Genomic DNA, 21,690 nt, shown 5'->3' with positions numbered 1-21,690 from the left:
TTGACTGAGTCCATCCGCAACCCGCTGACCCTTTACCTAACCCGTCTGGCCCCCTCCAGCCAACTGACCATGCGCTACGTGCTGCAGGATGCCGCCGACCGCCTGGGCTTCGAGGACATCAACCTTGAAGACATCGACTGGCACCTGCTGCAACCCGAACATGTCATCGCGCTGGTAGCGGCCTTGCGCGAGGACGGCTATGCGCCCAACACTTCATCGCTGTATGTGAATGCGGTGCGCGGGGTCATGAACGAAGCCTGGCGCATGAGCCTGATCAGCCAGGAACACCTGCTCAAGATGCGCACGGTCAAAGCCGCGTCCGGCGCGCGTCTGGGCCAGGGCCGTAACCTGCGGCGCACGCTGATTCGCGAAATGATGGAAGCCTGCGCCGCCGACCCGCGCCCCCAGGGCCTGCGTGATGCTGCGGTGATCAGCATTTTGTATGGCTCGGGGATGCGCAAATCCGAATCGGTGAACCTCGACCTTGCGCAAATCAACTTCCAGGAGCGCAGCCTGCGGGTGATCGGCAAGGGTAACAAGGAACTGCTCAAATACGCGCCGGACTGGGCGTTCGCCAAACTGCAGGCGTGGCTGGCGTTTCGGCGCGAGCAGCTCAAGGAAGGGGAACAAGACGACAGTTTCCTGTTCAACCGTATCCGCAGGGGCAGCCATATCACCCGCGAACGCCTCACCAAACATGCGATTTACTACATTGCTCGCCAACGTGGTCAACAGGTCGGTGTGAAGATCATGCCCCATGACTTCCGGCGCTCTTTTATCACGCGGGTGATCGAGGAGCATGATCTGTCGATTGCGCAAAAGCTCGCGCATCACACCAATATCCAGACCACCGCCAGCTATGACGTGCGTGACGACAATGAACGGCGCAGGGCGGTGGACCGGTTTGATTTGTAGCGCTTACAGAATCGGTTTTCCACCCGTCACCGCATAGCGCGAGCCAGAGATGTAGCTGGCTTCGTCAGAGGCCAGCAGTACATAGATCGGCGCCACTTCCACCGGCTGTCCAGGGCGGCCCAACGGGGTTTGGCCACCAAAGCCCTGCACCTCTTCATCGGTCATGGTCGCGACGATCAATGGCGTCCAGATCGGCCCCGGTGCCACGCTGTTTACGCGAATGCCTTTGCTGCCAAGCATCTGCGCCAGGCCGCCGGTAAAGTTGGCAATGGCGCCTTTGGTGGTGGCGTAGGGCAACAACGTCGGCTTGGGCATGTCCGAATTGACCGAGCTGGTATTAATGATCGAACTGCCGGGCTTCATATGCGGCAGCGCGGCCTTGCAGATACGAAACATCGCAGTGATGTTGATATCGAAGGTCCTGACCCATTCCTCATCCTCGATTTCTTCGAGGGTTTCGTGGGTCATCTGGAAGGCGGCGTTGTTGACCAGCACATCAATACGACCGAATTGTTCGACGGTCTTGTCCACCAATGCCTGGCAGGTGGCCTTCTGCGCGATATCACCGGGAAGCAGCAAGCATTGACGGCCGGCTTCTTCAACCCAGCGTGCGGTTTCCCTGGCATCTTCGTGCTCATCCAGGTACGCGATGGCCACATCGGCACCCTCGCGCGCAAATGCGATGGCGACGGCGCGGCCGATGCCGCTGTCGGCGCCGGTGATCAAGGCGATCTTATTGGCCAGCCGGCCAGAACCCTTGTAGCTCTGTTCGCCACAATCAGGGTACGGATCCATCTTTTTCTGGCTACCGGGCACAGCTTGGGCTTGAGGGGCGAAGGGTGGGCGTGGGTAATCAGTCATTTCAGTCTCCATAGCATTCCAAAGGTGCTATGGAGTTAGTAATTCAGCCTCCGGCGATAGTTGTAATGGATAACCACCAGGCCCGACGAATGGTCCCGAACCTTCAAGAGGAGGGCGCGGCGCTCGCCAGATGCGCCGGCAGGCGGCGCAGGGTCCACACCACCGTGAGCATCGCCGCCACGGCGCACAGCGCAATGCCCACCAGCATCGGCGCAGGCGTGTGGTCGGCGAACACACCGACCAGGGTCATGGACACGGCGGCGGTAATCATCTGGATCGCCCCCAGCAGCGCAGAGGCGGATCCGGCCACTGCGCCATGGTCCTCAAGGGATAACACCCCGGCAGCCGGCAACAACAGGCCAAGAAAGCCGAAGCCGATAAACAGCAAGCTCATCATCAGCACCAGGTTGTCGATCCACAGCGTCGTCACTGCGAGCAGGACCATGACCGCCGCCACCGCTGTCACCGACCAGCGAATCAACGGCGCCAGGCCAAAGCGCGCACTCAGGCGTGCCGTCAGCTGGCTCATGGCGAAGAACGACGCGGCGTTAAGCGCGAAACACAGGCTGAATTGGGTGGGTGTCAGGCCGAAGTACTCGATGTACACGAAGGGGGCGCTGCCGATAAACACAAAAAACGTCGCCAGGCCAAAACCACACACCACTGACAACCCGATGAACACCGGGTCGCGCAGCAATGCGCCGTAGCTGCGGAACGCACTGCCCAGGGTCTTGCCCAAACGGCGCTCGGCCGGATGGGTTTCGGGCAACTGCACGATGGTCATCAACAGGCACAGCAGCGACACCACCGCCAGTACGGCAAACACTTCGCGCCAACTCCAGAGGGCAATCACTACGCTGCCGGCCAACGGCGCGAGGATCGGCGAGACACTCATCACCAGCATCAGCAAGGCCATCAACCGCGCGGCCTCATGGCCGGTGTACAGGTCGCGCACAATCGCCCGGGGCACCACCATCCCGGCGCATGCGCCAAACGCTTGCACGGCGCGAAAACCGATCAGCACTTCTATGGTCGGTGCCAGCGCGCAGCCGATGCTGCCCAGGGCAAAGATCACCAACCCCGCGTAAATCGGCGGCTTGCGCCCGAACACGTCGCTGATCGGCCCGTAAAACAACTGGCACACGCCGATGATCATGAAGAATATCGTCAGGCTCATCTGCACCGCCGCCGGCGAGGCCTGCAGGCTGGCGCCCAGGGTGGGCAAGGCGGGCAGGTAGCTGTCGATGGCGAATGGGCCGACGGCAGTGATCAGCCCCAGCAGCAGGGCGAGGTGCGCGATTCTTCGAGACATGGGGCAGTTCCGGGCAGAGCAGAGGTCGGTCAGCTTAAGGGATTCGCGCAATTGCGCAAACTTAGGCTTCACTACAGGCAACTGCTGCCGATAACAGGATTAGCGGTTCGTGGGCGGTTGGGCTCCAACCGGCGCTTCAGGTATGGGGATGTCAGTATGACGATCAAATTACGCTTGATGTTGTTGATAGCCACCGGGTTGCTCACGGCCGTGATCATGAGCCTGGCCGCTTACTTGGGGAACACACGCATGGGCGATGCGGTGCGGGACAACGAGGTCAGCATGACGGTGCTGCGCAACCACATGGAAGCCGACATGATGCACGACGCCCTGCGCGCCGATGTGTTGTCGGCGATGTTGGTGGGCCTGGGCAAAAGCACCGGTACCAGGGACGAGGTCACCAGTTCGCTGAAAGAGCACGCCGAGCATTTTCGCCAGGTGCTGGGCGACAATTTAAAATTGCCGCTGAACGACGCACTGATGTCCAGCCTGGAAAAAATCAAGCCCAGCCTGGATACCTACATCGGCGCGGCTGAGCGCATTGTCGCCCAAGCCCTGGTGAGTCCGGAGGCTGCTAGCGGCGAGCTGGAAGGTTTCAACACTGCCTTCAGTCAGTTGGAAGACCAGATGGCCGCACTGAGCGAGCTGATTGAAAGTAACACCGAACTGACCAGCACAGGCACACGGCAGACCCTCAGCACTGCCAATTTCACGCTGGGCGCGGTATTGATTGTCAGCTTGTTGCTGCTGTTGGCCCAGGGCCGTTGGGTCATCCTGAGCATCATGGGCCCGCTGCAAACCGCCAGCCGCATTGCCGCGAGTATTGCCCGGGGGAATTTGAGCGAGCCGATTATCGAACCGCGTCGCAAAGACGAGGCCGGCGCGCTGATTAGCAGCCTCGCCACCATGCAGCGTGACCTTCGCGGCATGATCGAGGTGGTGCGCAGCAATGCCCATGGTGTCAATAACATGAGCGAACGGTTGAGTCAGGGTTGCCATGAAGTCGCCGACAGCAGCCAGCAACAAAGCAACGCTGCCGGTACCATGGCGGCGGCCGCCAGTGAAATGACCGCCAGTATTGAAGAAATCACCCGGCACGCCGGGCGCGCCCTGGACATGGCCAACCAGGCCGAAGCCCTGGCCAAGGACGGTGGTCGCGTTATTCACCAGGTGGTTCAGGATATGGATGGCATTGCCCGCTCCGCGCAGCAATCGGCCCAGGTTATCCGCACACTGGATAAGGAATCCGAGGCGATCTACAGCATTATCCAGGTGATCAAAGGCATTGCCGACCAGACCAACCTGCTGGCTTTGAACGCGGCGATCGAAGCTGCCCGTGCCGGCGAGCAAGGGCGTGGGTTTGCGGTAGTGGCCGACGAGGTGCGCAGCCTGGCTGGGCGCACCAGCGCATCGACCCAGGAAATTGCCGCGATGGTCGGGCGTATCCAGCAAAACACCCGCGAAGCGGTGACTAGCATGGAAGAGGGCGTCTCCCAGGTAGACAAAGGCATCGCCGTGACCGCTGAGGTGGAGCGGGCGATCCGCGACATTCTGCAGGCCACCCTCAATACCACCGAATTGGTCAACGATATCTCGCGCACCATTGGCGAGCAGAGCCTGGCCAGCAACGAAATTTCCCATCAGGTGGAGATGATCGCCGGCATGTCGCAAAACAACAGCCGCGTTATCGGTCAAACCGCCTCGACCACCGACGAGTTGGCCGGCCTGGCAGGCAAGCTGTCGCAGTCTGTGGATCGGTTCAGCCTGTAACGCAGGCACGTTTTTCGGCCGGCCCCAGTGGGCCGGTTTTTTTTCGCCTGTCATTTGGCGATCCTCAACTGCGCTTGCGCAATGGCTCAAGATCGCGGCCCGGCGACTGCTGGCGGGGACCGACTGCTGCCACGGCGTACGACACTTTTATTCGTTCCTGCAAAAAAAGATTGAATATTCACACCTAATGTTATTTAAATAACAAAACAAGAGCGGCTCGACCTGCCTGGCCGTGCCGTAACAAGGTGGAATAGCAATGAGCAAGATCGCAGTCATCGGCAGCAATATGGTGGATTTGATCACCTACATCGACCGTATGCCGGCCCAGGGTGAAACATTGGAGGCGCCAGGTTTTGCCCTGGGTTGCGGTGGCAAAGGCGCCAACCAGGCGGTGGCCGCAGCCAAGCTTGGCACTGATGTGTTGATGCTGAGCAAGGTCGGCGACGACATGTTTGCCGACAACACCGTGGCCAACTTTGAGCGCTTCGGGATCGATACGCGCTATGTCCAGCGGGTACCGGGCGTTTCCAGTGGTGTTGCACCGATTTTTGTCCAGGCCGATTCCCACAACAGCATCCTGATCGTCAAAGGTGCCAACGCATATCTGTCACCGGCGGATATCGAGGCGGCGGCCGCCGACCTGCGCGAATGCAAGCTGATCGTGCTGCAGTTGGAGATCGATCTGGAGACGGTCTACTACGCCATCGAATTCGCGCATCGGCACGGCATCCCTGTGTTGCTCAACCCCGCGCCGGCCCTGTCCGGGCTCAGCGCCGAACACTTGGCGCACCTGGACTTCCTGATCCCCAACGAATCGGAACTGGCGTTGATCAGCGGCCAGGTGGTCGACTCGCCGGAATCGGCGCACGCCGCCGCCCGCAGCCTGGTGGCCGGCGGCATTCGCCACGTGATCGTCACCCTCGGCGAGCAGGGTGCGCTGTACGTGGGGGAGGAGGGCGAGTTCCAAGTGCCGGGCGTGCGGGTTGAGGCCCGGGATACCACCGGTGCCGGTGATGCCTTTATCGGTTGCTTCATTCACCACTGGAACCAAGACGCTGATATCCGCCACGCCATGGAACAGGCCGTCGCATATTCCGCCTGCTCGGTCATGGGCCTGGGGACGCAAACGTCCTACCCCGACCGCGAAACGTTCAAGCGCTTTCAGCAACAGCGTTAACACCCTTATCCAGCCCGGAGAACAATAATGAACAAACCTGCGCTGCAACAGACACCCGATGGTTTCTACCTGAACCGCACGCCGTGGTTCGCTTTTATCCTGCTGTGCAGCATTTTTGCGCTGTGGGCTGCGGCGGCGAGCATGAATGACGTGCTGATCGCCCACTTCAAGAAAGCGTTTTTGCTCAGCGATTTCCAGACGGCCTTTGTGCAGTCGGCGTTTTACCTGGGCTACTTTTTTGTGGCGATTCCGGCGGCCATGGTGGTGCGTCGCTTCAGTTACAAGAGCACGATTCTGATCGGGCTGCTCCTGTATATGTTCGGCTGCCTGCTGTTTTTCCCGGCAGCGTCCACGGCCAAATACGGCATGTTCCTGCTGGCGCTGTTTGTGATCGCGGCCGGCCTGTCGTTCCTGGAGACAGCCTGCAACACCTACTCGACGCTGATGGGCCCGCGTGAAACCGGGACCCGGCGCTTGAACATTTCGCAGACCTTTCACCCGTTCGGCGCCATGGCCGGCGTGTATGTGGGCAGTTTCGTGATGTTCAAGGAGACCGACGCGACCACCGAACAACTGGCACAGATGAGCGTCTCCGAGGCGGCTGTCCAGCAGTTGCAGATGATTCAGTCCACGCTGTTGCCGTACAAATGGATGATCGCGGTGTTGGTGCTGATGTTTATCCTCGTTGCCATTACCCGGTTCCCTGCGTGCAAAGGCAACAAACCTGCCAACAGCAAGCCCGGCAGTGTGCGTCAAAGCCTGGGGCGGCTGTGGCGTAACCCGCGTTTTACCTTTGGCGTGTTGGCGCAGTTTCTGTACGTGGGCGCGCAGGTTGGCGTGTGGAGCTTCACTATTCGTCTGGCCATGCAGATGGGCGATATGAACGAGCGCAGCGCCTCGTGGTTTTTGCTGACCACCTTTGCGGCTTACTTCGTGGGCAAGTTGATCGCCAACCTGTTGATGCGCCGTCTGCACCCGGCCAAGGTGCTGGCGATCTACGGGGTGCTGTGTATCGTGCTGCTGGCGTACACCATTCTGGTGCCAAACATTTCGGCGGTGTATGCAGCGGTCGGCGTGAGTATTTTCCTGGGCCCTTGCTGGCCGACCATCTACGGTCTGACCATCGATGGGCTGGGTGAAGACACTGGTGTCGGTGGCTCGTTGCTGGTGATGAGTATTGTCGGCGGCGGGGTGATCCCGATCTTTCAGGGCCTGTTGTCCGACGCCAGCGGCGGCAATATGCAATTGGCCTACAGCGTGCCGTTGCTGTGCTTTATCGTGATTGTGATGTATGCGCTCAAGTGCCTGCGCCAACCTGGCACTCTGCCGGTAAGTGCGCCCGGGGCGGTGGCCTCATGACCACACGTATCGCGCTGTACCCTGCGGTGTTTGGCGAGCAGGACAAAATCCTTCTGCAATCGGCGGCGTTCAAGGTCACCGCCTGGACCTATCCGTCCGGCGTGTTGGCCGTGAGCCTGGAGAACAGCCGCGGTCGACTGGTGGTTTTGCCTTATCAGGGGCAGATCATCTGGTCCGCCGTGTTCGACGGGTGCGACCTGACCATGAGCAATCTGTTCGAACAACCACGGCCCTGCCCGACGATTATCGACACCTACGGCTGCTTCATGTTTCACAGCGGCCTGTTGCGCAACGGTTGCCCGGCGCCCGATGACACCCACGCCCTGCACGGCGAGATGCCTTGCGCGCCGATGGACACGGCGTGGCTGGAAGTAGGCGAGGGCACCTTGCGCCTGGGCGGTTCGTATGAATACGCCAAGGGCTTCGGCGATCGGTACCGGGCCTGCCCCAGTGTGACCCTGCGCGCCGATTCGGCGGTGTTCGATATCGGCATGGACGTGACGAACCTTGCCGGCAAACCCATGGAGCTGATGTACATGGCCCACATGAACTACGCCTATGTGGAGGGCGCGCGGTTTGTCGAGCCGTTCGGCGTGCAGTGCCAGCGCCTGCGTACCAGCGTGCCGGCCCATGTGAAGCCGACGCCGGCGTGGAGCGCCTACATGGCGCAGTTGGCGGAGCATCCAGCCCAACTGGCCTGTCTCGAACAGCCGGAACTCTACGATCCGGAGATCGTGTTTTTCTTCGACAACGTGGCTACGGACGCCATGGGGCAGGCGCACTTCCTGCTGGATCACCCCGACGGTGCGGCGTTCTATACCCGTTACCGCCCGGAGCAATTTGCGCACGCCGCGCGCTGGATCCTGCACACGCCGGACCAACAAGTGGCGGCGTTCGTGCTGCCTTCCACCTGCGAACCCGAGGGCTATAACGCCGAGCACGCCAAAGGTCATGTGCGCCTGCTTGCGCCTGGTGCCAGTGCCGCGTTCAGTGTGACCACCGGTTATTTGAGCGCGCAGGAGCGGCAACGCGTATTGGGTTAAACCAGCAGTTGCGCGCCATTGGCGTGGATCACGTCCTTATAGCTGCGGGGGATTTTCTTGTCGCTGACCACGTACTGAAAATCCCCCAAGGTGGCGAAGTGAGCGGTGCGCACCGTGTCGAATTTGCTGAAGTCGGCGAGTAACACGCGTTGCTGGGCTTGGCGCATGACCTTTTGCTTGACCTCGACCTCGTTGAAGTTGAAGCACGTCACGCCCAGTTCCTGGCTCACGCCAGCGGCGGTCACGAAGGCCCACGTCAGGCGCACGCTGTCGAGAATGCTGCTCTCGGCGCTGCTTTCAAACACTTGGTTCTTGCGGTGAAAGGTGCCGCCGCACAACACGATGTGGCAATTGGGCTTGTTCTGCAGCTTGAGCAGCACGTTCAGCGAGCTGCACACCGCGGTGAACTCCAATGCATCGGGGATGAAATCAACCACAAACGGCGAGGTGGTGCCGCAGTCGAAAAATACCGTGTCACCGGCCTGGATCAACTGCGCGGCGAGTTTGCCGATGCGGCGTTTTTCTTCGACGTGCCGCGTGTCCTGCTCGGCTACCCGGTAATCGCCCACCTCGTTGCCGACGCGGGTGATATAGCCGCCCAGCAGCCGCAGGTGCTCGGTGAAGTGGTTGAGGTCGCGACGCAGGGTCATCTCGGATACGTCCAGCAGTGCCGCCATTTCCTTAAGGTGAATGGCGTTCTGGTCCTGCAGGGCTTGTTGGATAAGCTTCAATCGCTCGGTTTTTCTACTGTCCACGAGGCATCCAGGGCTTGATTGTTGGTGTTAAATAAGTAACATTAATTGTTATTATTGTAACGTATAAGCGTGAGCACTGTGACAAGCACCTCACAATCATTGGCAACATACAGGCAAGGGCCCATTAAATGAACAGTCTTCCACCCGCCGCATTGGCCAAGTACATCGATCACACCTTGCTGGCGCCCGACGCCTCCCGTGACCAAGTCCGGACCCTGTGCGAGGAGGCCCGGGAACACGGTTTTTATTCGGTGTGCCTCAATTCCGCGCAGGTGCCGTACGCCGCGTCGTGCCTGACTGGCAACAGCGTCGTCATTTGTGCAGTGGTGGGCTTCCCACTGGGCGCCGGCCTGAGTGACACCAAGGCCTTCGAAGCTCGGCAAGCCATTGCCGCCGGGGCAGGGGAGATCGACATGGTGCTCAATATCGGCTGGCTCAAAGACGGGCTGCTGGATGCCGTGCGTGACGACATCGCCCAAGTCCACGCCGCCTGCGGCGCGGTGCCGTTGAAGGTCATCCTGGAGACCTGCTTGCTGGATGACACACAGAAGGTCCAGGCCTGCGAAATCTGCCGAGACCTGGGGGTGGCTTTTGTAAAAACATCCACTGGGTTCAGCCGCAGCGGCGCTACCGTCGAAGACGTTGCCTTGATGCGCCGGACGGTGGGTGCCGGTGTCGGCGTGAAAGCCTCCGGTGGTGTGCGCGATTACCCGACGGCAGTGAAGATGATTGAAGCCGGCGCGACGCGCCTGGGCAGCAGCTCGGGGATTGCCATCGTGAGCGGAACGATGACGGCGGCGAGCGGATATTGAAGGGCGCTCATCGACGGTTTAAGGATTGGTATTTATTTAACTCAACTAAATAGATATTTAGTTGAGTTATGTGCTTGTTGTGTAAATAAAGGGCAGGGTATAAGCGGTGGGGTAGCAGATCATTGCTTTATAATCCGTCATCGCGCCCAACTCCCAGGAGCAACATCGCTATGGAAACAAGCACCACCCAGCCTTGGTATAACACACGTCCGGTACCTGTCTTCATGACGGTTTTTTACTGCTCTGTCGTCTTGCTGCAATCCGGACTCTGGGTGGGTTACGTAGGATTTCCAATGATTCGGATGGGCGACATGTCGATCCTGCTCTTTATCAATGTCTGTGCCGTCACGTTGCTGACCTTCGTCGGTGGCTTAATGCTGCTGTTCAAGAACAAGAGCAGCTCGTTGTGCTTCATCCTGGCTCTGGTCTTAGGGGCGGTGTCCACACTGAGCCTGCTAAGCAGTAATTCGGTGGGAGACGTTTTGTCGCTTCCCGTGTTCAAGGAATACGCCTTGGTGTTCGGCATCTGGATTTACAGCCTGCAACTGCGTACCTGCGACTATTACGTTGCTAAGCGCGTTGCCAGTTAGTTAGGCAGCGCCGTTGAGTTGGACGATGCCATCGGCCGTCGCAGGGCTTTGCATTTGAGAGCCTCAAATTTCTGAAGGGCCGTTCAGTCGGGTAGCGAGGCGTCGCTGAAGATCTATGGGTGGCGTTTTCTCGGACGCGAGCAATCTTCGGCCTGGCACGGCTTGAAATCTGGCCTCCAGAGCCTGCCAAGTCCGCATACGGTGTTACGCATAATGTATATTATGTTAAACGACAGGTCATGTCATAGATGTTCATGAGCTGTCTAAGCCACTGATTCGACAAACCCGCTTCTGCCGTCCACTCTCTCAACGGGCCATGTCCTTCGTGTTCATGACGAGTCATTCAATGTGGTGGCTGCCGATGAAGCTGATTCAGTGCCGTTTCTCTTCAGGTCAGCGTGTTCCGCTGCTCGTGCACGCTGGTAGCGCGGAGCCGTTGCCCATACTCGTTCCGTTCATCTACGTCCAACTCAAACTCAGGCACCGCGCTTACAATACGGCTGCGGCGCACCTGCGCGCGATCCAGGCTTTCTACGCCTATGCCAAAAGCCGAGATCTGGATATCGATGAGGCCATCTTGGCCTGCCACTTTGAGGCGATTCTGGCTTTGCTGGACGGCTACGCCATCTGGCTCCAAAGTGGCCGTCATGCCGATAATCTGATCGCCGAATTGGCAAAGCTGGCACTGTACTTTTTCAGCAGATCAGTTCACGAACACGTGATCAGTACCTGCGCCTGCTGAAGAAATACCTGTCCTGGTGCGTCACCCGTTACATCCCCCGCGCCCGTCAGAATTCAGCCACACAGGCCGACATCAACGTGGTATTTGCCGATGTTGCCGACGTCATTGAGCGGCGCTTTGAGAGCCATATCATCAATGCTCGTCCCGATCGCACTCGTTACCGCAGCCTGACAGATATGCAACTACAGATCGTTCGCACACTGATTCGCCCTGGCGCTGTGGAGAATCCGTTCCCGGAGCGTTTGCAACTGCGTAATTGGCTAATGATTGAATTGCTCTTGGAGACCGGCATCCGTCGCGGAGAGCTTCTGAAGCTCTACTCCACGGATATCAATAAAGGGTCTCAGCACGCCTATGTCAGCATCAATGATCGAGAACATGATCCCCGCGATCCGCGCGTTGAAGAGCCTGCGCTCAAAACACATGGGCGGACCGTAGGTATCTCCGCACAGTTGTATGAGGTCTACGAGCGCTATATCCAGAGCGACCGGCGCCCTTTGCGCGACGGCAAACCGATGAAATTGCTGTACCGCTATTTGTTCATCTCGGATCGTGGCCGCCCGCTGTCAATCCGCGCGTTGTCTAACGTTCTTGACCGGCTGTTTCTGACCATTGAACTGGCTCATCCAGGATTGTTGCCTACACTTTCTGCGCATGACTTTCGCCACACCTTTGCCGATCGGTTTTTGGCTTACCTTGTCGAGAAGCGTGGGTATGACCTCGAGCGGGCCACGGACGAACTCCGGCGAGTCTGCGGTTGGTCCGACACATCGACGATGCCACGCCGTTATGCAAGTCGTTATCTAGCCGAGTCGGCTAACCTCCACAACGCCCAGCGTGCTTCGGCAGCCTGGAGCCGACTTGACAGTTAAGGAGGTTCGTCGTGGCCAAATCAGCCGATCAAAAACAAGCAACACCACCCTCCTCTTTGCCAGCTTACGTGTTCAAGGGACCCGCTTACGTTGCAATTCGAACTCGCACTAATGACCAGCCACGCTACGTCGATATGTAGTGGTCAACTAATCCCGGACACGACGTTAAGTTTTTTCTCGGCCTGAGCCGGTGGCAGCCCACCATTAAATTGGTGCGGTCGAATCCAGTTGTATCGGTGCATCAAAAAATGGCTGATATCCCGCTGAGCTTGTTGGACGGTCGTGTAGCCCATGGCCGGTATCCACTCGGTTTTCAGGCTCCTGAACACCCGCTCCATCGGCGCGTTATCTGGGGATTCCATGACCATCCGGACACCCATTCCACCAACATCCGGACACTGATTCCACGTTGATCCGGACACTCATTCCACAAGTATCCGGACACCGATTCCACGGCCATCCGGACACTTTCAGGCAGGCAGCAACGCAGGATTATTCACTACCATCGGCCTCTTTTTTCGAAGCGAAGAGGTCGTCGTGGAGCGTTTATCCATGCGTAAAATCCGAGAGGTACTACGCCTAAAGTTCGACGCCGGCCTGTCCGTGCGCAAGATCGCCAAAAGTTTATCCATTGGCCATTCGAGTGCGGGAGACTACCTTTGCCGGTTCGCTGCCAGCGGGCTTCAGTGGCCCATCGATCTCTCAGATGCCGAGCTGAATCGACGTCTTTTTCCGCCGGCAGTACCCGCGCCAAGCGACCAACGTCCGACGCCGGACTGGGCTCATGTCCACGCCGAGCTACGCCGCCCCGGCGTAACCTTGGCCCTGCTCTGGCAAGAGTACCGACTCACCCATCCCCAAGGCTTCCAATACAGCTGGTTCTGCGAGCACTACCGCCTCTGGGCGGCCAAGGTCGACGTGGTCATGCGCCAGGAACATCGCGCCGGCGAAAAACTGTTCGTCGATTACGCGGGTCAGACCGTGCCGATCATCGACCGGCGAACCGGAGAGATCCGCCAGGCCCAGATATTCGTCGCCGTCCTCGGCGCCTCCAGCTACACCTTCGCCGAGGCGACCTGGTCGCAGAAACTGCCCGACTGGCTGGGCTCGCACGCCCGCTGTTTTGCTTTTTTCGGCGGCACCGCACAGATCCTGGTGCCCGACAATCTGTGCAGTGGCGTGACCAAGGCGCACCGTTACGAGCCCGATATCAACCCCAGCTACCGCGATCTGGCCGAGCACTACGGCGTCGCCGTATTGCCTGCTCGCTCACGAAAACCCAAGGACAAAGCCAAGGTCGAAGTCGGTGTTCAAGTGGTCGAGCGCTGGATCCTGGCGGTGCTGCGCAATCGGCAGTTCTTTTCGCTGGGTGAACTCAACACGGCCATCGGACTGCTGCTGGATCGCCTCAACCAAAAGCCCTTCAAAAAGCTGCCCGGCTCACGCCGTTCGGCCTTCGAGACCATCGACCAACCGGCGTTGCAACCGCTACCGGAACACCCTTACATCTACGCCGAGTGGAAAAAGGTGCGGGTGCACATCGACTACCACGTCGAGGTCGACGGTCACTTCTACTCGGTGCCATACCAACTGGTGAAGCACCAACTCGAAGTGCGACTGACTGCACAGACCGTCGAGTGCTTCCACGCCAACCAGCGCGTGGCCAGCCATCTGCGCTCGCCGCACAAAGGCCGCCACACCACCCACACCGAGCACATGCCCAAAAGTCACCGCGAACACGCCGAGTGGACGCCCCAGCGGCTGATCCGCTGGGCTGAGCAGACCGGGCCGAACACCGCTGGCGTTATCGCCCACATCCTCGAACGCCGAATCCACCCGCAGCATGGCTTCCGCGCCTGCCTGGGCATCCTGCGCCTGAGCAAGCAGCACGGCGAAGCGCGGCTGGAAGCCGCTTGCCAGCGTGCGCTGGCACTGGGCGCATGTAGCTATAAAAGCCTCGAATCGATCCTGCGCCAAGGCCTGGAGCGACTACCGCTGGCCCAGCAAAACCTGCCGTTACTGCCCGACGAACACATCAACCTGCGCGGCCCTGGCTACTACCACTGACCTGAAGAAGGAGCACGAACATGCTGCCCAATCCGACACTCGACAAGCTACAAACCCTGCGCCTGCACGGCATGATCAAGGCGCTTGGCGAACAACACGCAACGCCTGACATCAACGATCTCAGCTTCGACGAACGCCTCGGCCTGATGGTCGACCGCGAGCTGACCGAGCGTGAAGATGCGCGCCTGAGTACGCGTCTCAAAGCCGCACGACTACGCCATAACGCCTGCCTGGAAGATATCGACTACCGCAGCCCGCGCGGCCTAGACAAATCTCTAGTCCTGCAACTGGGCAGCGGCCAGTGGCTGCGCGACGGCCTGAACCTGATCATCGGCGGCCCGACTGGTGTAGGCAAAACCTGGCTCGCCTGCGCGCTCGCTCACAAGGCCTGCCGCGACGGTTATAGCGTGCGTTATCTGCGCCTGCCGCGCTTGATGGAAGAGCTGGGCATGGCCCACGGCGATGGGCGCTTCGCGAAACTGATGGGGGGTTATGCCAAGACCGACTTGCTGATCCTGGACGACTGGGGCTTGGCGCCATTTACCGCTGCGCAACGGCGCGACATGCTCGAACTGCTGGACGACCGCTACGGTAACCGCTCGACGCTGGTGACCAGCCAAATGCCGGTGGATAAATGGCATGCGCTGATCGGCGATCCGACCTTGGGCGATGCGATCCTCGACCGGCTGGTGCACAACGCTTATCGGATCGAACTGAAGGGCGAATCGATGCGCAGGCGCGCAACGAAATTGACGACGGCAGGGACTTCAGACTAACAATGCAAACCTGCGTCGCCGCGCTCCGACTGCCTGTCCGAATGAGCGTGGAACGAGTGTCCGGATGTTCGTGGGCTGAGTGTCCGGATGGCGTGGAATCCGCACGTTATCCCAACAATTTCCTCGCCGGCTCATGCTCTGACGCATGCGATATCGCCAAAGGCGCTGACGAAAACTCCGGCTTCCATATTGCGAGCCCTGTCGGAGTGGAACAGCAGACCTTGAGGCTTCCCTCGCTGTTCGTAAGCCATGTCCAAGGCCTTGATGACCAAGTCCGCATCCGGCTTTCCCGACAACGCCCAGCCCACAACACGGCGGGCAAAAAGGTCCAGCACCACCGCCAGATACTGCCATTTCCCTTGAGCCCAGATGTAAGTGATATCGCCACACCAGACGTGGTCAGGAGCGGGCACGTCAAACTCCCGGTTCCAAATATTAGGAATGTCGGGCCGCTCGACCGTCGCCTTTTTGTAAGCATGCGATCCCGGCTGTTTGCTGACCAACTCCAGCTCGCGCATCAGGCTGCGCACTTTGAATCGCCCGATCTGCTCGCCGTCGTCCTGCATCATGGCCATGATGCTACGGCTACCGGGAGCACTGCGGCCTTGGGTGAACAACTCGTTCACCCGACTGCGCAATCGAAGGCGTTCTACATCCGGTGTGCGGCGCCTGAGACGCCGAGCGTAGTAGCACGAGCGGGTCACTTCAAACACCATGCACAGCCAATCAACCGGCTCGTGGATGCTCAACTGGTCAATCAGCGCGAACGCTCGAGATCTTCCGACATCAAGAGCGCGGTAGCCTTTTTTAAGATCGACTTTTCCCGCTCAAGGCGAGCAATTCGGGCTTCCAGCTCTTGGATTTTCTGCTGCTCCGGGGTCAGCGCTTTGCTCTGCGGGGTGACGCCCGTGCGTTCTTGCTGCACTTGGTCGACCCATCGGCGCAAAGCCGACTCGCCGACACCAAGCGAGCGGCTGGCCTCAATGAAGCTGTAATCCTGCTTGAGAACGAGGTCGGCAGCCTCGCGTTTGAATTCAGGGGAAAAGGTACGGCGTTGTTTGGTCATCTGACACCTCGTTCTGGCGAGCATTCTCGCCTAGATGGGTGTCCGGTTTCATTAGATCACTACACGTTTTGTCGTCCCCTTGCGTACGCGCGATTCTAAGCTCCGTGACTGCAATGCCCAGAAGGATTAGCGCCGCCCCTGCAAGTCGTTCAGGGGGCAAACGATCTCCAGCGAGGAGATAACCAAAAGCCCCACTAAACACAGGTTCGCAAATAAGTATTAGGGCGACCTTTTCAGGGGTAAGCACAGCCTGAGCGCGATTCTGAATGGCGTAAGCCAAGGCAGTAGCGAACAGCCCCAGCGAAAGGATCGTAACTGTCGTGGGGAGCGCGCTGGGAAAAGAAAACTGGTTACCGGCCAAGCTCCATATCAAAGAAAGCGAGCCAACCAGCCCTAGCTGGATTGAAGTTGATGCCATGGAAATGGCGGGTGTTGCGAACGTTGAGACAATCACAATGTGTAATGCGAAGCATGCCGCACACCCCAAAATCAGTAGATCACCATAGTGCAGCGCGAATCCGTCAAGGCTCAGTAAACCGAGCCCAAATACGGCAATCACTGTTCCGGCAGCCTGCTTAGGACTTGGGCGTCCTTTGCCTATGAAATAAACAAACAATGGAGTGAAAACAGTGCACAAGCCCGTGATGAACCCGGCATTGGAGGGCGTGGTGAGGGCTGTCCCTGAAGTCTGCAGTGAGAAAGCGACAAAGAGGACTATTCCGGCAAATACCGCACTCGCCCAATCACGCCGATTCAGATATCGAAATGAGCGGATTGAAAATGGAAGGAGCGCTAAAGCCGCTAAGGTAAACATCCATGCGTTCAGCGTGGATGGGGCCATGTTTGTCAGCGTTTCGTGCTTAGCTACAAAGCTCCAGCCCCAGACAGCTGTGACCAGTAAAAGCGCGGTTGACCAGAAGGTTCGGTACGACATAGCTGTCCCCTAGGCAGGCATTTATACCGAATGCCTTACCAAGAACTGTATGTCAGCGGTACCCAGAATGTTCTACGATAATTTAGTAAAAGGATGTTGGCAATCATGAACGCTGATGCTGGCGGGTTGTCTTGGAACCTCAAATATCTACGAGGAGATTAACAAGCATCGCCGCGCCGAATGATCATTCCAGCAGATCTCTTTCCCAGCGATTTACCGTTCACCCGTTGCCACAGTGAAGGAAGATCCCTCACCACCCTTTCGGGGTATTTGCCTGAGTCAGGCAAGGTGATTTTGGCGGACGCTTACACTATTTCTACACTGGGCGCTTATGGAGCTTTGCCTGAAGTCGCAGGGCGAGAGAATCTCCGCCGCTTCAACGCGGCAACAGGTTCATCTCTAGGGAAAATAAAAGTGATCGGCACCTGTGCCCCAAAACGGCCATCACCTGGAGACTCAACGCTATTTGTATGATGCGATCTTGGCGCCGCAGAGGACGAGGATCAGTAACGCAGAGGTGAAGAGCAAAGAGAAGCTTAGGGACGTAGCATGAGCGATAAATCCAATCGCAGCCGGCCCCATCAGTATGCCTAGGTATCCGATTGCATTGATGACAGCCAGAGCTTGAGCGACGGGCATTACAGTCTGATGCCCGGCCTTAGAGCAAAATATCGGAACGAGATTCGAGATCCCTAATCCGACGAGTACGAACCCGAAAACCGAAACTATCCATTGGTCGATGCCCACCGCCAACGCCATGCCGCCCATTGCCAACATACTTCCTGCCAGTAGCACTGCCCGCGAGCCGACCTTGCTTACGATCCAATCGCCTAACAGTCTCCCTACTGCCATGGTCACCGAAAATGCGGCGTACCCAATGCCCGCAATATCAGGCTCCACGTCCCGGCTCGAAGTCAGATAGACGGCACTCCAGTCGAGCATAGAACCTTCAACCAGAAAAGCGATGAAGCACAGCCCCGCCAATAGCAACACCAGCTTGGTTGGCTTCATTTTGGCTGGCGCCCCCTCAAGCTCCGCGAACGGGAGCATGTGACGACCAAGAGATAAGAGCGCCACGCCCAATCCCAGGGCGAACATAAGGATTGACTGTACGGGATTGAGGCCTAGCCAAAGCAGTAGGCTTACCGTGCCCGCGCCGAAAATATTTCCGACGCTGGCTAGCCCATGAAAGCCAGACATCATCTGCTTGCCGTGGTGGCGCTCGACAAGCGAGCCTTGAAGATTCATGTTTACATCGGCTGTACCAATGGCGGCCCCAAACAGAAACAAAAAAGCCAAGAGCGCCCAATATGAAGTAGCAGTTGCCAGGCCAACAAGGGCAACAGCGGTAACAGCGCTTGCAAGATAGACAGTAGTTCTGCAGCCAATTCGATTCGCTAAACGGGCCACAAACGGCATCATGCACATTGATCCGGTACCAAGGCCCAAGAGTAGCAGACCAAGTTCCGCCTCACCTATCTGCGCCCTTTCCTTGGCAAATGGAACCAAAGGTGCCCATGCGCCCATACAAGATCCCGCTAGGAAGAAAGCATATCTGGAAGCAGATAGCGTACTAGAGGTAAAAAAAGCTTGTTCCGTACTATTCATCTAATAAAGCCTGTAGTTGGCAGACAGACGCCATGCCCGTAACTGACGTCGCAGACTGATAATGAAAAAGTTTGCTGACGCATGCGACGTTGAGAGCGAGGCCCATTTCTCACAGATGTAGCGCTCGAAAGTAAAGACGCCCCGTGGGTAGCCGAGTTTTTCGCTGGCAGCTTTGCCGATACGCTTCAGCGCACAGCCGCGTTGGCAATGGCTGCTTGCCGGCTTGTGATTAATTAATTTCTGGTGCGCCGGAAATCATTCCGCATGGCATCGTCAGAGGTAATTTCTCGAATCACGTGACAAGGATTTCCTACCGCAATAACATTCGCTGGGATGTCCCTAACGACTACGCTGCCGGCACCAATAACCGAATTATAACCAATAGTCACACCAGAAAGAATTGTCGCTGAAGCGCCTATCCATGCGTTATTGCCTATCGTGACGGGCAGCGCATATTCCATACCTTGATTCCGTCTATCAAAATCCACCGGATGACCTGCCGTATGGATTCCAACTCCCGGCGCAATGAAAACATTACTCCCAATGACTACTTCCGCTCCGTCTAAAATAACTAACCCATGATTCGCATAAAAGTTATCACCGATGGTGATATTTGTACCGTAGTCACAATAAAAAGGTGGCTCGATGATAGGACTTCTGCCGCACCCGCCAAAAATAGCATTGATGAGTTCTAACCTGACAAGGTCTTCATCTGGCGCTGTGGCGTTGAACAGACCGCATAGTGTCTTCGTCTTCTTCCTCAAACTAATAAGCGATTCGTCGAAATTTGCGTCATACAAAAAACCATCAACAACACCGGTTAATTTGTTCATTCAAGAAGTTTCCTTTCTAGGAGCAATTCGTTTCGGCCTCTTGCTCAGCACTGGAAACCGTACAGATGTACGATTTCTATCCTACCGCCAGCGCTGATTAAGGTCAATGAAATCGTACAGTTGTACGATTTGACGTCCTATGCTAATATCACCGGCTAAGATAGGAGCATGCATGACGACTGAGAAACGTAAGACTTGGCAGCAAGACCCTCATCGTAGGGAGCATATCCTCAAGGTAACCCTAGACTGCATCGAGCTTCACGGGATTGCATGCACAACGTACCGAAAAATTTCCGAACTCTCGGGCGTGCCTCTCGGTTCACTTACGCACTACTTCCCGAGCATGCAGGAGCTACTGCTGGAGGCGTTTCAGCTGTTGGCTCAATGCGTTTCTACTCGATTTGCAGCAGCAATTCGAAAAGCAAACAATAAAGAAGATGCTTGCCATGCGATTGTGGATGTTATCTTTGAAAGATCCACATTCGGCACTAGAACGATCCAACTGACTTGCGAGCTCTATAGTTTTGCGTGTCGTAGCCCTGTTATGAAGAATGTTATGAAAGACTGGATGCTTGAAATCAGAGGGTCACTCGAACTCTATTTCTCCCCCTTGTCAGCAGTCGCGCTAGATGCTTTGATTGAAGGAATAATTCTTCATCGATCAGTAATCCCCATTGCTCGTGAAGACGCTCACAAAATGATAGTTATGCTATCGGATTTGTAATAGTTATTAGTGGTAGACAGAGAGATGAAGGCGTTATCAGGCCTGCATATCCGTGCCTATCCGGGAAGTATATTACGTGTGAAGTTCGTTCGCAGTGTGGAGATGATTTCCTGAAGTTTGAGCGACCCGTGTTCAGCATCTTAGACGTAACCGTTACACTACTGTCGAGTTCGTTCACGACGTAAGCGTTCTTCCCTGCCTGCGTAAACATCGCATGGCGCGGGCCCGCCGAGCGCAAAAAACCGGCCTGTGTTTCAGCCGTTTTTTTATTTCAACGGTTTCAGAACGCAGCGTCTTTCAAACCGTCGAGGTACCGCTCGGCATCCAATGCCGCCATGCAACTGGCGCCGGCCGAGGTGATGGCCTGACGGTACACGTGGTCGGCCACGTCGCCGGCAGCGAAGATGCCTTCGATGTTGGTCGCGGTGACGTTGCCTTCACGGCCGCCTTGTACCACCAGGTAACCGTCTTTGGCTTCCAGCACGCCTTCGAACAACGATGTGTTCGGCGTGTGGCCGATGGCGATAAACACACCTTCGACGTTCAGCTCGTCGAAACTGCCGTCGTTGTTTTTCAGGCGAGCACCGGTCACACCCATGTTGTCGCCCAGGACTTCGTCCAGGGTCGCGTTGAGCTTGAGGATGATCTTGCCTTCAGCGACACGGGCGTGCAGCTTATCGATCAGGATCGGAGCCCATTTATGCGGCAGCAGCTCGGCGACGTCACTTGCACGCTGTGCTGGCAGTCGCGCCAGAACGTCTTTCAAGTAAGCATATGGGTCATGCCCGTTGAGCTTCGCCGACTGGATCACGCTCATCAACATCGGCGCGCGTTTGCCGCTGCGCAACGATCCGGCGAAGAGCCAATTCTTGCGTCCAAGAGCCCATGGCCGGATCTGTTGCTCGATGTGGTTGTTATTAATAGGCACCGCGCCGTCGTACAGATAACGTGACAATGCTGGCCAGCGTTTCAGGCTGTAATCCAGAGCCTCGGCAATGGCCGCGCTATCATGCACAAGCTCACGCTGGGCGATCATCCAGGCGTGCAGCCTATCCATCACGGGGACGGCTTTTTCTTGCCGTATTCGTCGCCGTAAATCTGGCTTCAGGTCGCGGATCTCACTTTCGATTTCGTATAGCAACTGGATAGAGTGCAGTACCTGCTCGGCGAGCGCGCTCTTGTTTCTGGCATGCAGGTCGAAGAACTTGCGCCGGGCGTGGGCTATGCAACCGATTTCTGTGACGCCCAATGCGAAACTGGCCTTGTAGCCACCAAAATCGTCGCACACCAGTTTGCCTTTCCAGTCTTGCAGGAAGTTGCGCGCATGCTCGCCCGAGCGGCTTGGGCTGAAGTCGTACACCACTGCGCTGATATCGGCTGATGCGGTGGTCGCGTAGGCCCAGACTTAGCCACGATGGGTTTTCTTCGCGCCCGGCATGAGCACCTGTACCGGTGTTTCATCGGAGTGCACCAC

At 57.6% G+C, this 21,690-nt stretch carries 17 protein-coding genes and 6 pseudogenes; 12 read left to right on the top strand and 11 right to left on the bottom strand.

The features are described from left to right. Positions 1–915 (top strand): tyrosine recombinase XerC, encoded by a 915-nt coding sequence (gene xerC, locus PSH59_RS13525; RefSeq protein ID WP_305392897.1) that lies wholly within the window; start codon positions 1–3, stop codon positions 913–915. Between the two features lie 3 nt (positions 916–918). Here xerC and PSH59_RS13520 read toward each other — a convergent pair whose 3' ends face one another. Further along, a complete protein-coding gene (locus tag PSH59_RS13520; protein ID WP_305392896.1) occupies positions 919–1,776 on the bottom strand; it encodes an SDR family oxidoreductase in 858 nt (285 codons plus the stop codon). A gap of 103 nt (positions 1,777–1,879) precedes the next feature. Beyond that, positions 1,880–3,088 (bottom strand): multidrug effflux MFS transporter, encoded by a 1,209-nt coding sequence (locus PSH59_RS13515; protein WP_305392895.1) that lies wholly within the window; start codon positions 3,086–3,088, stop codon positions 1,880–1,882. 156 nt (positions 3,089–3,244) lie between these two features. Between PSH59_RS13515 and PSH59_RS26365 the strand changes: the two are divergent. The 5 genes and pseudogenes from PSH59_RS26365 to PSH59_RS13495 form a co-directional block, all read left to right on the top strand. Further along, positions 3,245–3,952, top strand: a pseudogene (locus tag PSH59_RS26365) (methyl-accepting chemotaxis protein); the annotation flags it as partial. A 42-nt stretch (positions 3,953–3,994) separates the two neighbouring features. After that, the gene (locus PSH59_RS26360; protein ID WP_370694428.1) at positions 3,995–4,858 is read left to right on the top strand and encodes a methyl-accepting chemotaxis protein; all 864 of its coding nucleotides are present in this window, start codon (positions 3,995–3,997) and stop codon (positions 4,856–4,858) included. A 256-nt stretch (positions 4,859–5,114) separates the two neighbouring features. Then, positions 5,115–6,035, top strand: coding sequence for a ribokinase (gene rbsK, locus PSH59_RS13505; protein ID WP_305392893.1), 921 nt, complete (start codon positions 5,115–5,117; stop codon positions 6,033–6,035). Positions 6,036–6,062: 27 nt separating this feature from the next. Continuing rightward, entirely contained in the window at positions 6,063–7,394 is a 1,332-nt protein-coding gene (gene fucP / locus PSH59_RS13500) for an L-fucose:H+ symporter permease (protein WP_248081119.1), read from the top strand. Then, a complete protein-coding gene (locus tag PSH59_RS13495) occupies positions 7,391–8,437 on the top strand; it encodes an aldose 1-epimerase family protein (RefSeq protein ID WP_305392892.1) in 1,047 nt (348 codons plus the stop codon). The genes fucP and PSH59_RS13495 overlap by 4 nt, the downstream gene beginning before the upstream one ends. Here the strand turns inward: PSH59_RS13495 and deoR are convergent. Then, complete coding sequence (deoR, locus tag PSH59_RS13490) at positions 8,434–9,192, bottom strand: DNA-binding transcriptional repressor DeoR (RefSeq protein ID WP_248081125.1); 759 nt, start codon at positions 9,190–9,192, stop codon at positions 8,434–8,436. The genes PSH59_RS13495 and deoR overlap by 4 nt on opposite strands. 128 nt (positions 9,193–9,320) lie before the next feature. On the opposite strand from deoR, the gene deoC reads away from it, so the two are divergent. The 3 genes and pseudogenes from deoC (at position 9,321) to PSH59_RS26355 (ending at position 12,208) form a co-directional block, all read left to right on the top strand. Then, positions 9,321–10,004: a deoxyribose-phosphate aldolase gene (gene deoC, locus PSH59_RS13485; RefSeq protein ID WP_305392891.1), complete on the top strand. Its 684-nt coding sequence runs from the start codon at positions 9,321–9,323 to the stop codon at positions 10,002–10,004. A 170-nt stretch (positions 10,005–10,174) separates the two neighbouring features. After that, positions 10,175–10,594 carry a hypothetical protein gene (locus tag PSH59_RS13480; RefSeq protein ID WP_305392890.1) on the top strand — a complete coding sequence of 140 codons (420 nt, stop codon included), beginning with the start codon at positions 10,175–10,177 and terminating at the stop codon, positions 10,592–10,594. 361 nt (positions 10,595–10,955) lie between these two features. Then, positions 10,956–12,208, top strand: a pseudogene (locus PSH59_RS26355) (tyrosine-type recombinase/integrase). A 143-nt stretch (positions 12,209–12,351) separates the two neighbouring features. On the opposite strand, the pseudogene PSH59_RS13465 reads toward PSH59_RS26355, so the two are convergent. Further along, positions 12,352–12,558: pseudogene (locus PSH59_RS13465) on the bottom strand (integrase core domain-containing protein); the annotation flags it as partial. A gap of 202 nt (positions 12,559–12,760) precedes the next feature. Between PSH59_RS13465 and istA the strand changes: the two are divergent. Both istA and istB read left to right on the top strand, forming a co-directional pair. Next, complete coding sequence (gene istA / locus PSH59_RS13460) at positions 12,761–14,275, top strand: IS21 family transposase (RefSeq protein ID WP_305392887.1); 1,515 nt, start codon at positions 12,761–12,763, stop codon at positions 14,273–14,275. Between the two features lie 20 nt (positions 14,276–14,295). Beyond that, on the top strand, positions 14,296–15,051 hold the full coding sequence (istB, locus tag PSH59_RS13455) for an IS21-like element ISPsy14 family helper ATPase IstB (protein ID WP_305392886.1): 756 nt from the start codon (positions 14,296–14,298) through the stop codon (positions 15,049–15,051). Positions 15,052–15,141: 90 nt separating this feature from the next. Here the strand turns inward: istB and PSH59_RS13450 are convergent. From PSH59_RS13450 to PSH59_RS13435, 4 genes and pseudogenes are all read right to left on the bottom strand, one after another. Continuing rightward, a pseudogene (locus tag PSH59_RS13450) lies at positions 15,142–16,117 on the bottom strand (IS3 family transposase); the annotation flags it as partial. Next, the gene (locus PSH59_RS13445) at positions 16,086–17,051 is read right to left on the bottom strand and encodes a DMT family transporter (protein ID WP_305392885.1); all 966 of its coding nucleotides are present in this window, start codon (positions 17,049–17,051) and stop codon (positions 16,086–16,088) included. The gene PSH59_RS13445 and the pseudogene PSH59_RS13450, both read right to left, overlap by 32 nt. 462 nt (positions 17,052–17,513) lie before the next feature. After that, positions 17,514–18,659, bottom strand: coding sequence for an MFS transporter (locus PSH59_RS13440; protein ID WP_305392884.1), 1,146 nt, complete (start codon positions 18,657–18,659; stop codon positions 17,514–17,516). Between the two features lie 233 nt (positions 18,660–18,892). After that, a complete protein-coding gene (locus PSH59_RS13435) occupies positions 18,893–19,429 on the bottom strand; it encodes a sugar O-acetyltransferase (RefSeq protein ID WP_370694427.1) in 537 nt (178 codons plus the stop codon). 235 nt (positions 19,430–19,664) lie between these two features. On the opposite strand from PSH59_RS13435, the gene PSH59_RS13430 reads away from it, so the two are divergent. After that, positions 19,665–20,216, top strand: a complete 552-nt coding sequence (locus PSH59_RS13430) for a TetR/AcrR family transcriptional regulator (RefSeq protein WP_305392883.1) — start codon at positions 19,665–19,667, stop codon at positions 20,214–20,216. On the opposite strand, the gene PSH59_RS13425 is transcribed toward PSH59_RS13430, so the two are convergent. The 3 genes and pseudogenes from PSH59_RS13425 to PSH59_RS13415 all read right to left on the bottom strand — a co-directional run. Continuing rightward, on the bottom strand, positions 20,197–20,427 hold the full coding sequence (locus PSH59_RS13425; protein ID WP_305392882.1) for a hypothetical protein: 231 nt from the start codon (positions 20,425–20,427) through the stop codon (positions 20,197–20,199). The two genes, PSH59_RS13430 and PSH59_RS13425, sit on opposite strands and share 20 nt — an antisense overlap. 69 nt (positions 20,428–20,496) lie before the next feature. Further along, positions 20,497–20,904: pseudogene (locus PSH59_RS13420) on the bottom strand (FAD-dependent oxidoreductase); the annotation flags it as partial. Then, positions 20,902–21,690 (bottom strand): annotated as a pseudogene (locus tag PSH59_RS13415) (IS66 family transposase); the annotation flags it as partial. The pseudogenes PSH59_RS13415 and PSH59_RS13420, both read right to left, overlap by 3 nt.

It is taken from the genome of Pseudomonas sp. FP2309 (genome assembly GCF_030687575.1).
GTDB lineage: Bacteria > Pseudomonadota > Gammaproteobacteria > Pseudomonadales > Pseudomonadaceae > Aquipseudomonas.
Note: the sequence above shows the minus strand (reverse complement) of the source record. Positions and strands in the feature narration are given on the sequence as shown.